Annotated in this window: 14 protein-coding genes; 7 read left to right on the forward strand and 7 right to left on the reverse strand. The window is 65.4% G+C overall.

Annotation, left to right across the window (positions count from 1 at the left end; translation table 11 throughout):
• Positions 1-3: 3 nt before the first annotated feature.
• Complete coding sequence (locus MESCI2_RS0104950; protein ID WP_027035596.1) at positions 4-1,383, forward strand: aspartate aminotransferase family protein; 1,380 nt, start codon at positions 4-6, stop codon at positions 1,381-1,383.
• Positions 1,384-1,391: 8 nt separating this feature from the next.
• Positions 1,392-2,495: an alcohol dehydrogenase family protein gene (locus MESCI2_RS0104955; protein WP_027035597.1), complete on the forward strand. Its 1,104-nt coding sequence runs from the start codon at positions 1,392-1,394 to the stop codon at positions 2,493-2,495.
• A 12-nt stretch (positions 2,496-2,507) separates the two neighbouring features.
• On the opposite strand, the gene MESCI2_RS0104960 is transcribed toward MESCI2_RS0104955, so the two are convergent.
• Genes MESCI2_RS0104960 through MESCI2_RS0104990 form a run of 7 tightly spaced genes read right to left on the reverse strand, consistent with a single transcriptional unit; the run spans position 2,508 to position 10,044 of the window.
• Positions 2,508-3,554, reverse strand: a complete 1,047-nt coding sequence (locus tag MESCI2_RS0104960) for an ornithine cyclodeaminase (RefSeq protein WP_027035598.1) — start codon at positions 3,552-3,554, stop codon at positions 2,508-2,510.
• A 29-nt stretch (positions 3,555-3,583) separates the two neighbouring features.
• Positions 3,584-4,213, reverse strand: a complete 630-nt coding sequence (locus MESCI2_RS0104965; protein ID WP_027035599.1) for an FMN-binding negative transcriptional regulator — start codon at positions 4,211-4,213, stop codon at positions 3,584-3,586.
• Positions 4,214-4,217: 4 nt separating this feature from the next.
• Positions 4,218-5,099, reverse strand: a complete 882-nt coding sequence (locus MESCI2_RS0104970) for a branched-chain amino acid ABC transporter permease (RefSeq protein ID WP_027035600.1) — start codon at positions 5,097-5,099, stop codon at positions 4,218-4,220.
• Between the two features lie 5 nt (positions 5,100-5,104).
• Positions 5,105-5,809 (reverse strand): ABC transporter ATP-binding protein, encoded by a 705-nt coding sequence (locus MESCI2_RS0104975; RefSeq protein ID WP_027035601.1) that lies wholly within the window; start codon positions 5,807-5,809, stop codon positions 5,105-5,107.
• Positions 5,810-5,813: 4 nt separating this feature from the next.
• Entirely contained in the window at positions 5,814-6,980 is a 1,167-nt protein-coding gene (locus tag MESCI2_RS0104980) for an ABC transporter substrate-binding protein (protein ID WP_027035602.1), read from the reverse strand.
• 41 nt (positions 6,981-7,021) lie between these two features.
• Entirely contained in the window at positions 7,022-8,863 is a 1,842-nt protein-coding gene (locus tag MESCI2_RS0104985) for a branched-chain amino acid ABC transporter ATP-binding protein/permease (protein WP_245270219.1), read from the reverse strand.
• 14 nt (positions 8,864-8,877) lie between these two features.
• Positions 8,878-10,044 carry an NAD(P)/FAD-dependent oxidoreductase gene (locus MESCI2_RS0104990; protein ID WP_027035604.1) on the reverse strand — a complete coding sequence of 389 codons (1,167 nt, stop codon included), beginning with the start codon at positions 10,042-10,044 and terminating at the stop codon, positions 8,878-8,880.
• 145 nt (positions 10,045-10,189) lie between these two features.
• Between MESCI2_RS0104990 and MESCI2_RS0104995 the strand changes: the two genes are divergently transcribed.
• The 5 genes from MESCI2_RS0104995 to MESCI2_RS0105015 are packed head-to-tail and all read left to right on the forward strand — an operon-like array spanning position 10,190 to position 15,171.
• Positions 10,190-11,128, forward strand: a complete 939-nt coding sequence (locus MESCI2_RS0104995) for a MurR/RpiR family transcriptional regulator (protein WP_027035605.1) — start codon at positions 10,190-10,192, stop codon at positions 11,126-11,128.
• Positions 11,125-11,772 carry a cysteine hydrolase family protein gene (locus MESCI2_RS0105000; protein WP_027035606.1) on the forward strand — a complete coding sequence of 216 codons (648 nt, stop codon included), beginning with the start codon at positions 11,125-11,127 and terminating at the stop codon, positions 11,770-11,772. Before MESCI2_RS0104995 ends, MESCI2_RS0105000 begins: the two co-directional genes overlap by 4 nt.
• On the forward strand, positions 11,769-13,091 hold the full coding sequence (locus tag MESCI2_RS0105005; protein WP_027035607.1) for a glutamine synthetase: 1,323 nt from the start codon (positions 11,769-11,771) through the stop codon (positions 13,089-13,091). Before MESCI2_RS0105000 ends, MESCI2_RS0105005 begins: the two co-directional genes overlap by 4 nt.
• On the forward strand, positions 13,091-13,858 hold the full coding sequence (locus tag MESCI2_RS0105010) for an N-formylglutamate amidohydrolase (RefSeq protein ID WP_027035608.1): 768 nt from the start codon (positions 13,091-13,093) through the stop codon (positions 13,856-13,858). Before MESCI2_RS0105005 ends, MESCI2_RS0105010 begins: the two co-directional genes overlap by 1 nt.
• Positions 13,855-15,171 (forward strand): aspartate aminotransferase family protein, encoded by a 1,317-nt coding sequence (locus MESCI2_RS0105015; protein ID WP_027035609.1) that lies wholly within the window; start codon positions 13,855-13,857, stop codon positions 15,169-15,171. Before MESCI2_RS0105010 ends, MESCI2_RS0105015 begins: the two co-directional genes overlap by 4 nt.
• Positions 15,172-15,232 lie beyond the last annotated feature (61 nt).

Below are 15,232 nucleotides of genomic sequence, written 5' to 3' on the forward strand. Positions count from 1 at the left end.
AGAATGCTCGACCAGTCCAACGAACTCGCCGCCTGGGATCGCGACCACTTCTTCCATCCCTCCACGCATATGGGCACGCATGCGCGGGGCGAGAGCCCGACGCGCATCATGGCCGGCGGCGAAGGCGTCACCGTCTGGGACAACAATGGCAGGAAGAGCCTCGATGCCTTCGCCGGCCTCTACTGCGTCAATGTCGGCTACGGCCGTCAGAAGATCGCCGACGCCATCGCCAACCAGGCGAAGAACCTCGCTTACTACCACGCCTATGTCGGCCACGGCACCGAGGCCTCGATCACGCTTTCCAAGATGATCATCGACCGCGCGCCGCAAGGCATGTCGCGGGTCTATTTCGGCCTCTCCGGTTCGGATGCCAACGAAACCAACATCAAGCTGATATGGTACTACAACAACGTGCTGGGCCGGCCGGAGAAAAAGAAGATCATCTCGCGCTGGCGCGGCTATCACGGCTCGGGCGTGATGACCGGTTCGCTGACCGGGCTCGACCTGTTCCACAACGCCTTCGACCTGCCGCGCGCGCCGATCCTGCACACCGAGGCGCCCTATTATTTCCGTCGCGCCGACCGCTCGATGAGCGAAGAGCAGTTTTCACAGCATTGCGCCGACAAGCTCGAGGAGATGATCCTGGCTGAGGGTCCGGAAACCGTCGCGGCCTTCATCGGCGAGCCTATTCTCGGCACTGGCGGCATCGTGCCGCCGCCGGCCTTCTACTGGGAGAAAATCCAGGCGGTGCTGAAGAAGTACGACGTGCTGCTGGTCGCCGACGAGGTGGTGACGGGCTTCGGCCGGCTGGGCACCATGTTCGGCTCCGACCATTACGGCATCAAGCCGGACCTGATCACCATCGCCAAGGGCCTGACCTCGGCCTATGCGCCGCTGTCGGGCGTCATCGTCGCCGACAAGATGTGGCAGGTGCTGGTAGAGGGTTCCGACAAGCTCGGTTCGCTCGGTCATGGCTGGACCTATGCGGCGCATCCGATCTGCGTTGCCGCGGGTGTCGCCAATCTCGAACTGATCGACGAGATGGATTTGGTGACGAATGCCAAGGAGACCGGCGCCTATTTCCGCGCCGAACTGGCCAAGGCTGTCGGCGGCCACCGGAATGTCGGTGACGTGCGCGGCGACGGCATGCTGGCGGCGGTCGAGTTCGTTGCCGACAGAGACGACCGGGTGTTCTTCGACGCTTCGCAAAAGATCGGCCCGCAGGTGGCGACGGCACTTGCCGCAAGCGGCGTCATCGGCCGCGCCATGCCGCAGGGCGACATTCTTGGATTTGCGCCGCCGCTGTGCCTGACCCGCGAGGAAGCCGACATCGTCGTTTCGAAGACCGCCGATGCGGTCAAGAGCGTGTTTGCCAATCTCTGAGATCGACTATGAATGCCGTGACCATAACTCTCCCCGCCACCATGGCCGCCGTGCTGCTCACCGGGCACGGCGGACCGGAAAAACTCATCTACCGCAGCGATGTGAAAGTGCCCGCGCCTGCGCCAGGTGAAGTGCTGGTCAAGGTCAGCGCTTGCGGCATGAACAACACCGATGTCTGGGTGCGCCAGGGCGCCTATGGCACGGAGGAGGATGCCGCGGCTGTGTCGACCTGGCGGCGCCAGGGCAACACATTGAGCTTCCCGCGCATCCAGGGCACCGACACTGTCGGTGTCATCGCCGCCGTCGGCGAAGGTGTGTCGCCCGACCGTATCGGCGAACGGGTGATGGTCGATTTCTCGATCTACAACCGCGACGACGATTCACTCGCCGACATCGACTATATGGGCCATGGCCGCGACGGCGGCTACGCCGAGTACCAGGCCGTGCCGGCCGAGAATGCGCATGTGGTCGACACCGACATGAGCGATATCGAACTCGCCACCTTCTGCTGCGCCTATCTGACGGGCGAGCAGATGCTGGAGCGCGCCGGCTTGAAGGCCGGCGAGCGCGTTCTGGTCACCGGCGCCTCGGGCGGCGTCGGTTCCGGCATCGTGCAGCTGGCGCGGGCGCGCGGTGCCATTCCCTATGCGGTCGTCGGCAAGGGCAAGGAACAGGCGGTGCGCGACATCGGTGCCGAGGCCGTCATCACCCGTGGCGTCGCCGACCTGCCGCAAGCCGTGAACGAGGCGACCGGCGGCCAGCCGATCGATGTGGTCGCCGACCTCGTCGGCGGCGCCATCTTCAACGACTTGCTTCGCATCCTGCGACCCGAGGGCCGTTACACTACCGCAGGCGCGATTGCCGGCCCGGTGGTGCAGCTCGATCTCAGGACCATGTACCTGAAGCAATTGCAGCTGCATGGCTCAAGCCAGGGCACCCGCGCGGATTTCCGTCGCATCGTTGGGTACATCGAGGCGAGAAAAATCCGACCGCTGGTCGGCGGCGTCTACAAGCTCTCCGATTTCCACCATGCGCAGGCGGATTTCATCGCCAAGGATTTCGTCGGCAAGCTGGTGGTGGTGCCGGATGCCATGTGGGGCCTGGCTGGCTGAACAACGCTCATCTCAACCATGCTGGGCCGCTCTCAGCAACATGCCGAACAGGTCGCGCGGCTCGTCGGGGTCGGCCAGCATGTCGAGTTCCTGGTAGAGGCCGGTCGAGCGCAGCTGATCCCTGACATAGCGCAGTGCCGAAAAATCCTCGATGGCGAAGCCGACCGAATCGAACAGCGTGATCTGGCCGGCATCGCGCCGACCTTGCACGGCGCCTGACATCACCTGCCACAGCTCGGTCACCTCATGATCCGGTGCAAGCTGCTGGATCTCGCCCTCGATGCGCGTCTGCGGCGGATATTCGACGAAGATGTCGGAGCGCAGCAGGATGTCGCGGTGCAGCTCGGTCTTGCCCGGACAGTCGCCGCCGACCGCGTTGATGTGCACGCCGGAGCCGACCATATTGTCGGTGAGGATGGTGGCGTACTGCTTGTCGGCGGTGACGGTGGTGATGATATCAGCCCCTTCGACCGCCTCCTGCGCGGTGCCGCAGGCGATCATGTCGAAGCCGAGACCGGCGAGATTACGGATGCATTTTTCGGTGGCAGTGCGGTCGATATCGTAAAGCCTCAGCCTGTCGACGCCGAGCAGCGCCTTGAAGGCCACCGCCTGGAATTCGGCCTGGGCGCCATTGCCGATCAGCGCCATGCAGCTGGAGCCGGCCGGCGCCAGGTATTTGGCGGCCAGAGCCGACATCGCCGCCGTGCGCAGTGCGGTCAGGATCGTCATTTCGGATAGCAAGACAGGATAGCCATTGTGGACATCGGCGAGCATGCCGAAAGCCGTCACCGTCTGGCGGCCCTCGCGCATGTTCTTGGGGTGGCCGTTGACATATTTGAAGCCGTAGACCTCGCCGTCGCTGGTCGGCATCAACTCGATGACGCCCTCGGCGCTGTGCGAGGCGACGCGCGGCGTCTTGTCGAACAGCTCCCAGCGGCGGAAATCATCCTCGATGTAGCCAGCGAGTTCGACGAGGAAGCGCTCGACGCCGATCTTCAGCACCAGCTTCATCATATGATCGACGCTGACGAAGGGAACGATGTTGAGATTGGGGATCATTTTTTCTTATCCTTGCCGCATGCAGGCGGTCAGTCCTGGCGATGCGCGTTGTGCGCCTTCATCATCGCCGCCAGCGCCGGATCGTTTTGTTCCAGCGCCCCGATAGCCCCGCCTGTGTCATAGAGGCGCTCATCCTGTCCCATCTTGAACTTGGCTTCGAGCCGCCCGATCGGCAGGTCGAACCCGATGATACCAGGTATGCGTCGTTCCATGCCGCCTGGTCCCAGCTCGCGCATGCGCCAGCGATCGTCGCGATCTTTTTCCAGCACGTCGACAAGCTGCAGGAGATGCCGGGCGGTGGCGTGATCGTCGAGCGGAACCGGATGCCCATGGCAATGCACCACGGCAAAGTTCCAGGTCGGCGCGCTGTCGCGCACCGGATTGCGCGGATACCAGGACGGCGAGATATAGCCGTGCGGGCCGTGGAAGATGGCGACGGTCTCCCTGCCTTCGCTGATCAAGGTGCTGTGCGGATTGGCCCTGGCGAGATGCGAGACCAGAGTTCCGTTTTCACCCCGCGCGCGATCGAGCACGAAGGGAAGATGCGAGACGGCAAGGCCCTGCGGTCCCGCTGTCACCGCCGTGGCGAAGGCCGCGGCCTCGATCAGGCCGAACACCTCGTCGCGCGACAGTGGCGCGAACTCGGGCTTGGTGTACATCAGGTCAGCTTCGCTGGGCGCGGACCGCCGGGATCAGGCCTTGCGGGCGAACCAGCAGCACGGCGATGACACCCGACAGCACGATGGCGTCGCGATAGGGCGCGATCGCTCCCGGCAATGTCGCCTGCAGCAACACCTCGATGATGCCGAGCAGGAAGCCGCCAGCGACCGCACCGGGCAAGCTGCCCAGCCCGCCGACGACGGCTGCGATGAACGCCTTCAGCACCGGCGTGAAGCCCATCAGGGGGTCGACCGAGGCACGCTGCGCCACCCACAGCATGGCCGCCAGCCCGGCCAGCAGGCCGGAGAGCAGGAAGGCGGTGGCGATGATGCGGCTGGCCGGAATGCCCATCAGGCGAACGACGTCGAAATCTTCCGCCGCGGCGCGCATCGCCGTGCCGGTCACCGAGCGGCGCAGGAAGACTTCGAGCGCAATCAGCGCCAGTGCGGAGACGACGATGGAGATGCTGGGACCGACGCCGATGGTGAAGTCGCCGAAGGAGAAGGCGCCGGTCATCCAGCCGGGCATGGCGACAGCCTGCGGCCGCGCCGAAATGCCGTTCTGGAAGACGACTTTCAACAGGCTGGAGACGGCAAAGCTGGTCAACAGCAGACTGGTGACGCTGGCGCCGCGCATCGGCCTGAACGCGATACGCTCCATGGCGACAGCGGCGAGCGCGCCGCAGGACACGGCGACAAGCACCGCCACCGGGAAGGGAAAGCCGAGCACCAGCGAGGCCAGAAGCGCATAGCCCGACAGGGTCATCAGCTCGCCATGGGCGAAGTTGATGAGGCCGACGATGGAAAAGACGATCGCCAGCCCGAGCGCTAGCAGCGCATAGACGCCGCCGAGGCTCACCGCATTGATGATCTGCTGCGCGATCATGCTTCTTAAGCTCCTAGATAGGCTTGGCGGACGAGGTCCGAGGAGGCGAGTTCTTTTGCCGTGCCCGACAGCACCACCTCGCCATTGGCGAGCACCACGGCGCGGTCGGCGATTTCGAGCGCCAGCGCCACATTCTGTTCGACCAGAAGGATGGTCAGGCCCTTGCGGCGCAGTTCGGCGATCAGGTCGAAGACGGTGTCGATCAGTTGCGGGGCAAGCCCGAGCGAGGGCTCGTCGAGCAGGATCATGCGCGGCTTGCCCATCAGCGCGCGGGCGATGGCCAGCATCTGCTGCTCGCCGCCCGACAGATTGCCGCCCTTGACGCGGTGGTAGCGGCGCAGGATCGGGAACAGCTCCAGCATCTCCTCTTCGCGCAACCGCGCCTCGGCCGCCGGCTGATGCACCGCGCCGCCGAGACGCAGATTGTCGGCCACCGTCAGGCTGGCGAAGATACGGCGGCCTTCCGGCACCAGCGCGACGCCCTTGCGGGCTATCGCCTCCGGCGCCAGGCCGGTGATGTCGACACCGTCGAAGACGACCTTGCCGGACGCCGCCGGCACCAGCCCGGCGACGGCGCCGAGCGTCGAGCTCTTGCCGGCGCCGTTGGCGCCGACCAGAGCGATGATCTCGCCGCTGCCGACGGTGAGGTCGACGCGGCGCACCGCCTCGACCTCGCCGTACCGGATTTTCAGGGCTTCGACGCTCAGCATGACATCACGGCGCCGGAACGTCGGCGGCGTCGGGGATCAGGGTCTCGACATGCTTGCCCTCGCCGCCCTCGTAGCGCATCAGCGCCACTGGCCGCAGCGGCATTCGGTCGGTGCCGGCATAGGTGATCTTGCCGGTAATGCCTTCGAAATCCTTGAGGCCGGCGATGGCGTCGCGGATCGCCCTCGGGTCGTCGGAGCCCGCCGTCTTGACCGCCTGGTCGAGGATCAGGCCTATCTCGTAGCCATTGACCTCATAGGTGGATTCCGGTGCGTGGCCGGCATATTTGGTGAAGGCGGTATTGAAGGCCTCGAGCTTGCTGCCCGGCTCGGCATAGCCGGCCGCGGTGTAGACGACGCCATCGACCAGTTTGCCGAGCGCCTTGATGGTCGGCGTGCCGATGGCATCGGCGCCATAGACCGGGATGGTGATGCCGGCGCCACGCAATTGCTGGATGAAGGCCGGGAAATCCGGCTCGTAGGCCGCCGTCATGATCAGGTCGGGTTTGTCGGCCAGGCCCTTGATGTTGGTGATCTCGGCGGAAAAGTCGGGCTGGCCCATGCTGAAGGTGCCGCGGCCGACAATGGCGCCGCCCTTCTTCTCGAACACCTTGCCGAAATATTCCGGCAGATTGGCGGTGTAGGTGGAGTCCGGCGAGGTCAGCAGGAACACCTTCTTCTTGCCTTCGGAGACGGCGAAGTCGGCGACCGCCGTCGCCTGCACATTGTCGGCCGGATAGGTGCCGAACATGACGTCGCCTACCGCGCCGGTGAGCACCGGGGCGGAGCCGCACAGCGTCAAGGTCGGAATGCCGAGCGGCTGGGTCAATTGGCCCGCGGAAATCGAGGGATCGGCATCGCACGGAGTGATCATGATCTTGGCGCCGGCGTCGATCAGTTCCTGGGCGACGGTGGCGGTCTGCGCGGTGTCGGAGCGGGTGTCCTTGATCAAAAGCTTGACGGTGTATTTGCCAGCGAGGCCACCCTTGGCGTTGAGCTCGTCGAGCGACATGCGCAGGCCGGCAAGTGCCGGCTGGTCGTAGGGAGCGAGGCCACCTGTCTGCGCGGTCGCGGCACCGATGATGATTTCCTCGGCGCTGGCCGTCGAAATGGCGGCGATGCCGAACACGGCCGCGCACAGGGCGGCGCGATGGAGGCGATAGAGGCTTGGCATGTCGGTTCTCCTTCTGGATTTTTATCGTTGGTCGTTGCGGTCTATGCGGTCTGGTTTTCAGGCTTTGCGGTCTTGGCCCGCGCCGTACGGCTGCCGAGATAGGCGGCGATAACGGCAGGGTTCTTCTGGACGTCGCCCGGCGTGCCGTCGGCGATGACGCGGCCATGATCGATGACGACGATGCGCTCGCACAGGTTCATCACCAGCCGCATGTCATGCTCGATCAGGACGACGCCGATGCGGCGCTCGGCGCGAACCGTCGACAGGATCGAGACCAGTTCAGCGGTCTCGACGGCGTTCATGCCGGCGGCCGGTTCGTCGAGCAGCAGGAAGCGCGGCTTCAACGCCAGGGCGCGCGCCACTTCGAGCCGGCGGCGCTGGCCGTAGGCGAGCCTGGCGGCCGGCTGATCGGCAAATTTCTCCAGCCCCATGCGCGCGAGCTCACTCATGGCCGCCGCCTCGGCATGGCCAAGATCCGGCTCCACCTGGCGTGCAGCGACGACGACATTTTCGAGCACGGTCATGTGCGGGAAGACGCGGATGTTCTGGAAGGTGCGGGCAACGCCGGAGCGGGCGAAGCGGAAGGCAGAAGCCTGCCGCACCGCGCCACCCACCGACACGGTACCGGCACTTGGCTTAACATCACCGGCAAGCATGTTGAGCAGCGTCGTCTTGCCAGCGCCATTGGGGCCGATGATGCCGGTGATGCTGTCCGTTTCGAAACTCAGGCTGACGTCGTCGACGGCAACGACGCCGGCATAGCGGCGCGACAGATGCTCAGCGGAGAGCCGGTCACTCTCGACATGCCGCGGTGGCGCCGTTGAAGCCGTCACGGCCTGGCGTCCGGGTCGGCGCAGCAGGTTCAGTTCACGCTCGCCGAACAGACCGGTCGGGCGCCGCCAGATGACCAGGATCATGGCAATGGCCAGCACGCCCTGGGTCAAGCCGAACAGGACAGGCAGATGCAGGCCGAGCACTTCGCCACCGCCTTCGAAGCGGCGCACTACTTCGACCAAAACGATGGTGACGATGACGCCGGCGAAAGCGCCGAGCGACGAGGTCATGCCGCCGACGATCAGCATGGCAAGCATGGTGAAGCCTAGGTCGAAATAGAAATCGCGCGGCGAGAACGCACCCAGAAACTGCGCCATCATGGCGCCGGCGGCCATGGCAGCGACGACACCAGCCACCCAAGCGGCCAGCCGCGCCGTGCGCTGGTCGACCCCGACCGCGGCGGCACCGCGCTCGTCATTGGCGGCGGCTCGGCTGGCAAGGCCGAAGGAGGTTTCGCGAAACAGCCTCGCCGCCACCAGCGCCACCGAAGCGATCGCGGCGGCGGTCCACAGCCCGACCTCGCGCGGCACGCCATAGAATGGCTGACTGCCGCGCGTGATCTCGCGCCCGGCCACCAGCAGCGTGTAAACGATGATCAGCATGGCAAGCGTTGCGATCGAAGCGCTCGATCCGGAAAGCCTGAGCAGCGGCGTGCCGGTCAACAGGCCGACGATGACCGCGAGAGCCAGGACGACGGCCAGCGCCGCGAAGAAGGAGAGTTGATGGCCGGCGAGGAATTGCGGCAGGTCGCGCAGCGCCGTTCGCTGCAGTGCAGTCGGCATGGTGAGAATGCCGGTGGCGTAGGCGCCGAGGCCGACAAAGGCCGCCTGGCCGAACGAGACGATGCCGCTGTTGCCGGAGAATATCTGCAGGCCAAGCACCGCCGTCAGCATGATCGCGGCATAGGTGACGACGCGTTGCATGGCGGCGCCGCCGAAGATGAAGGCGGCAAGCGCGACCAGCAGCAACACCGCCACCATGCACAGGGCATCGGCGGTGGCGTTGCGGAACGCGGCCGGCATGAAGCCGCTGGGCTTGCTCTCGCTCATCGTCACCGACGCCATCACGTGGCCCTGAAGCGGCTGGGCGAAAATGGCGCCAGGATCGGTTGCGCGCCCTCGGTGACCAGCCTGGCCACGGCCTCGCCGACAGCTGGACCGGTCTTGAAGCCGTGGCCGGAGGACCCCGCCGAAACGACCAGCCCTTCGACACCGGGCATGGCGCCGATGACCGGCAGATCGTCGGGGCTCATGTCGTAGAGGCCGGCATAGCCCGGCCGGATGCCGAGTTCGGCCATGGCCGGGACTCTGTCAGCGAAGGTCTCCAGGATCTCGACCGATTCCTGCTCCTCGACACCTTCCATGTAGTCATCGGGATTTTCGACGAAGCGCGGACGGCCCGCATGTTCGTGCCGCAGACCGGTGCCGCCGCCGGCCCAGGTGCCGGCCAGGATGACGCCGTCATTGTCGGGCCGCGCATAGTTGCAGGAAATGTCGTCGCACCAGGCGAAAGGCATGACCTGCCTTGCCTTGCCGGCAGCGTCGAGGACGGCCATCGGATGGCGCTCGACATGCAGCGGCAGATCGAGGCCGACCGTCGCCAGCAGGCGGCGCGTCCACGGCCCGGCAGCCAGGACGACAGTATCGGCTTCCAGCACGGTTCCATCGGTCAGTGTGACACCCGTGATGCGGTCGCCCTGCCGCTGAAGGCTCTCGACCAGCGTGTTCTGCATGACCTTGGCACCGTTGGCACGAGCGGCTCGGGCGATGGCGTTGGTGGCGCCGAAGGCATCGGCATACCCATATTCCGGCTCCCACAGCGCCATTGCGACATTGTCCAGGGCAAAGCCGGGTGCCGCGTCGGCGAAGGCCTGCGGCGACAATGTCTCGATGCGTGCGCCCTCGCCGCGGATGCGTTCGGCCGCCGACGTCCAACTCGCCTTGTTGTCGTTGCCGCAGACCCACATCATGCCGATTTCGGTGACGAAAGAGCCTTCGCCGGCGATTTCCGGCAGCGACACCAGGATCTCGCGGCCACGTATGGAAAGCTGCGACAATTCCGGCATCAGGTAGAAGGCGTGCAGCAGCGCCGACGATTTGCCCGACGGGCCGCCGGCGGGGTGGGTCTGCTCGACCAACGTGACCTTCACACCGGCTTTGGCCAGATGATAGGCGGCGCTCGATCCGACAATACCCGCACCTACGACAATGACGTCGCTTCCGTTTCGCATGGCTGTTCCCCACAGTCTCTTGGCTGCTTTCCGACAAGGTAGGGCCAGCGATTGCACAATGTCAACATCTCTTCATTGTTGACCGAGATTTAAATCTCTGTAATAAACTCGACAAAACAAGAGAACACGGATTTCGGGGAGGCCCATGGCGATACGCGATGTTCTGATGCGCGGGGATCTTGCGCTGACCCCGTCGGAAGAGAAGATCGTCCGGCTGCTGTTGACGGACTATCCGACCTCCGGCCTCGGCACCGCTTCATCGCTCGCCCGGCGCGCCGGTGTCAGCGACCCGACCGTGGTGCGGCTGGTGATGAAGCTCGGCTATGAGGGGTTTCCGGATTTCCAGGCAAAGCTTCTGGCCGAGGTCGAGGCAAGGCTGCATTCGCCGCTGCTGATGATGGAGGCCAAGCGGCAGAGCGGCTCCAACGACAGCGCCGTGCTGGCCTATCTCGACAGCGTCACCACGGCCTTGCAGAAAGCCACCGCCGCGACACCCGTCCAGACATACGAGCGGGCGGCCCGCCTGCTGATGGAGGCCAAGGGCGAGGTCGTGCTGGTCGGCGGCCGGTTCAGCCGTCACATCGCCGGCATGCTGGCCGGCTATCTCGTGCAGTTTCGCTCCGGGGTTCGCGATCTCGGCGTGCTTTCTCCGCAGACCTTCGACACGCTCGCCGACCTCGACCGGCGCGACGTGCTCGTCGTCTTCGACTACCGCCGCTACCAGCTCGATGTGATGGCCTATGCAAAACAGGCGGCGGCGCTCGATGTGCGCATCGTCCTGTTCACCGACCAATGGCTGTCGCCGATATCAGATCTCGCCGAAGTCACCATCGTCAGCCCGCTCGAAGTCGCCTCGCCCTACGACACTCTGGCGCCGGCGATCGCACAGATGGAGGCGCTGGTCGCCCATATCGTTTCGACGCTGGGCGACGACGCTCGCGCCCGCATCGAGCGACTCGAAAAGGTGCGGCATGCCAATGCCGTGACACTCGACAGCGACCCGCAAGAGAACGGCGCGCGCAAGATACCCGGACCTCGCAAGACGCCGGGACCCAAATCAGCAAAGCAGGACGACAAAGCATGACCCAGGCCCTACCCAAACGAGACGAAGCCTTCCGTGCCGGCGAAACGGCCCTGCTGCTCGTCGACATGCAGCGCATCTGGCTGGAGCCGGGCGCCGATCCGTCGCATCCGGAGCGTGGCCCCGATCATTATTTCTACCGGCAGACATCCTCGCAGACGATCCCCAATCAGGAGCGCCTGCTGGCCGCTGCGCGGGCCAATGGCGTCGAGGTGCTGCACACCATCATCCAGAGCCTGACCGAAGACGGCCGTGACCGCTCGCTCGACCACAAGCTGACACCGATCCATGTTGCGCCCAACCTCCCCGAAGGACTGCCGGTGGCATCGCTGGCACCGGTTGGCGACGAAATCATGCTGCCGAAGACGTCGTCGGGCATCTTCAATTCGACCAATGTCGACTATCTCCTCAAGAACCTCGGCATCCGCTACCTCGTCGTGGTCGGCGTGCTGACCGATCAATGCGTCGACATGGCGGTGCGCGACGGCGCCGACCGCGGCTATCTCGTCACTTGCGTATCGGATGCCTGCGCCACCATTACCCAGGAACGCCACGACATCGCGCTCAAGGCCTTCGGCGGCTACTGCTGGGTGGCCGACACCGACACGGTCGTCAGCCGCTTCAACGCTTTGGGAAAAACGGCATGACATCGACTGTCGAGCCTCTGGTTGCCGTCGTTACCACGGATCTCTCCGCCGTTACGCGGGGCCGCTTCGTTGCAGAAAGCAAGTTGCAGAAGACCGCCACGACCGGCGTCGGCTGGCTGCAGGCCAATCTGTCGCTGACGCCGTTCAACTCGATCGTTGACCCCAACCCCTGGGGCTCGTCGGGTGACCTGCGGCTGATCCCGGATCTCAAGGCGCGCTTTCGCACGACACGCACCGGATCGGCGACTCCGTTCGACATGGTCGCCGGCGACATCGTCGAGCTCGATGGCAGCCCATGGCTCGGCTGCACCCGCACGATGCTCAAAGACGCGTTGGCCGATTTGAAAGCCGCAACCGGCCTGTCGGTCATCGCCGCCTTCGAGCATGAATTCAATGTCGCCGACGGCGGCTTCGCGCCGGCGCATTCGATGTCTTTCGCCGCACTGCGCCGCGCCGACCCTTTCGCGCCCAACCTGATGGCGGCGCTCGAGGAAGCCAGCGTCGCGCCCGAAGTGGTCATCGCCGAATTCGGCGACGAGCAGTTCGAGGTGACGCACGAGCCGGCGGACGCGCTGACGGCGGCGGACCGCGCCGTCGCCATCCGCGAAATCACGCGCGAATTGGCGCGCAATGCCGGCTGGCGTGCGAGCTTCGCGCCCAAGGCAGCGCCAAACGCCGTTGGCAACGGCGTCCACATCCATTTCAGCTTCGTCGATGAAGCCGGCAAGCCGGTGACTTACGATTCGGCGCAGCCCGGAGGGCTTTCCGCAAAAGCCGGCGCCTTCTGTGCCGGCGTGCTGCGCCATCTGCCTGGCATCACCGCCATGACGGCGTCGAGCGTGTCGTCTTACTACCGGCTGAAGCCGCACAGCTGGAGCTCGTCCTACACCTGGCTTGCCGACCGCGACCGCGAGGCGTCGCTGCGCATCTGCCCGACTGTGACGATGGGCGGACGCGATCCGGCGCGGCAATACAACATCGAATACCGGGCGGCGGACGCCACCGGCAATCCCTATCTGTCGCTGGCGGCGATCATCCGCGCCGGGCTGGAAGGGCTGAAGGCGGGCCTGCCGTCGCCACCTTTGGTCACCGGCGACCCGACACTGATGAGCGAGGCGGAGCGGGCAAGTCTCGGTCTGGTGCGCCTGCCCGAAACCCTGCCCGCGGCACTGGACGCGTTGCTGGCCGACGGCACCGTGACGGGATGGTTCGCGCCTGTCTTCATCGAAACCTTCGTCGGCCTCAAGCGACATGAAGCCGAGCGTCTTGCCGGTCTCGATCCGGCCTCCATCTGCGATCTCTACCGGACGCTCTATTAATGACCGCACAGACCGGAAAAGATTGGCCCGAGGCCGTCGAGGTCCTCAACGAGCACGGCCGTTCCGATATCGTGCTGTTGTGCGAGCATGCGTCCAACCACATGCCGGCCGAGTATCGGCAGCTCGGCCTCGATGCCCACCATCTGCAGCGCCACATCGCCTGGGATATCGGCGCCGCCGAAGTGACCCGTCTGCTGTCGTCGAAGCTCGATGCTCCGGCCTTCCTCAGCGGCTATTCGCGGCTGCTGATCGACCTCAACCGGCCACTGGGCACGCCAGGCAGCATTCCGGTGCTGTCGGAAGACACCGACATTCCCGGCAATGTCGGCATCGATGCGACGGAGCGGAGCCGGCGCGCCGAGATCATCTTTTCGCCGTTCCATGACCGGGTGACCGCCCATCTCGATGGCCGGGCACAGGCAGGCCGGCAGACACGGATCGTGACGATCCATTCCTTCACGCCGGTCTTCCTCGGTGTCAGCAGGCCCTGGCATGCCGGCGTGCTGCATGACCATGCCAGCGGTCTCGCCGAAGCAATCCTTTCCGGCTTGCGCACCGACGCGGCGCTCAATGTCGCGGCCAACGTGCCCTATGTGATCAGCCGCGACGCCGACTACGCCGTGCCCATCCATGGCGACGATCGCGGCATCGCCGCCGTCCTCGTCGAGATCCGGCAGGACCTTTTGTCGACACGGCGCGGCATCGAGGAATGGGCGGACCGGCTGGCAGCGGCACTGCCGGCACTCGAGACGGAAACCGTGTCGTGAGCAATCTCAGCCTGCGCGAACGTGATGCCGCGGTCATCGCCCAGATCGGCAAGCTGCGTTTCTCGCCGCTCAGCGTCGTCGGCGGCCGGGGCAACCGGCTGATCGAGGAAGGCGGCCGCTCCCTGCTCGACCTGTCGGGATCGGCCGGTCCGGCGGTGCTCGGCTACGGCCATCCGGCCATCGTCGAAGCGGTCGAGACGTCGATCCGCGACATGGCCGGCGCCAGCCTGCTGCTTTACCCGAACGAGCCCGCCGTATCGCTGGCGGAGCGGCTGCTGGCAATCACGCCCGGAGAAGGCGAACGGCGTGTCTGGTTCGGCCATTCCGGGTCCGACGCCAACGACTGCGCGGTGCGCGTGCTGCAGGCGGCCACCGGCCGTTCGCGCTTCATCTCGTTCATCGGTTCCTATCACGGCAATCTCTCCGGCTCGATGGGCATCAGCGGCCATACCGCCATGACCCACACGCTGCCTCGGCCGGGCGTGCTTCTGCTGCCCTATCCCGATCCGTTCCGACCGAATTTCAGCAGCGAGGACGTGCTTGCGCTGCTCGACTACCAGTTCGAGACCACCTGCCCGCCGCATCAGGTCGCGGCGGTGTTCATCGAGCCGTTGATGTCGGATGGCGGACTGATCGTGCCGCCGCCCGGCTTTCTCAAGGCATTGCAGGAGCGTTGCCGCAAGCACGGAATCAAGATTGTCGTCGACGAGGTCAAGGTCGGGCTCGCCCGCAGCGGCATGATGCACTGCTTCCAGCATGAAGGACTGACGCCGGACCTCGTCGTCTTCGGCAAAGGCATCGGCGGCGGCTTGCCGTTGTCGGCCGTGATCGGCCCCAAGGAGATCATGGACCATGCGCCGGCCTTCGCTCTGCAGACGACCGCAGGCAACCCGGTGGCGACATCGGCCGGTAACGCGGTGCTGAAGACGATCGAGATGGAGGGCCTAGTCGAGCGCTCGGCGCGGATCGGCACGTTGTTCTCCAATGCGCTGCGAGCCCTTGCCGCCAGGCATGAGATCATCGGTGATGTGCGCGGGCGCGGCCTTGCCATCGGCGTCGACCTGGTCAAGGACCGCACGACACGTGAGCCGGTCGCGGCGGCGACCACGGCCAAGATCATCTATCGCGGCTATGAGCTGGGTGCGGCCTTCACCTATGTCGGGTTGAAGGCCAATGTGCTGGAGTTCATGCCACCGCTGACGCTGACGGAAGACGAGATGACCGAGGGCGTCGCGATCGTCGACCAGGCAATCGCTGACGTGAATGCCGGCAAGGTCTCGGATGCGGACGTCGCCTCCTTCATGATGTGGTGAACAAAAAAGGCGTCGCGCCGGGCTGCGACAGCGATTGTCTCGGCAGCCCCGACTGATCGTT

It is taken from the genome of Mesorhizobium ciceri WSM4083, from assembly GCF_000519305.1.
In the GTDB taxonomy this organism is placed as follows: Bacteria; Pseudomonadota; Alphaproteobacteria; order Rhizobiales; family Rhizobiaceae; genus Mesorhizobium; species Mesorhizobium ciceri_B.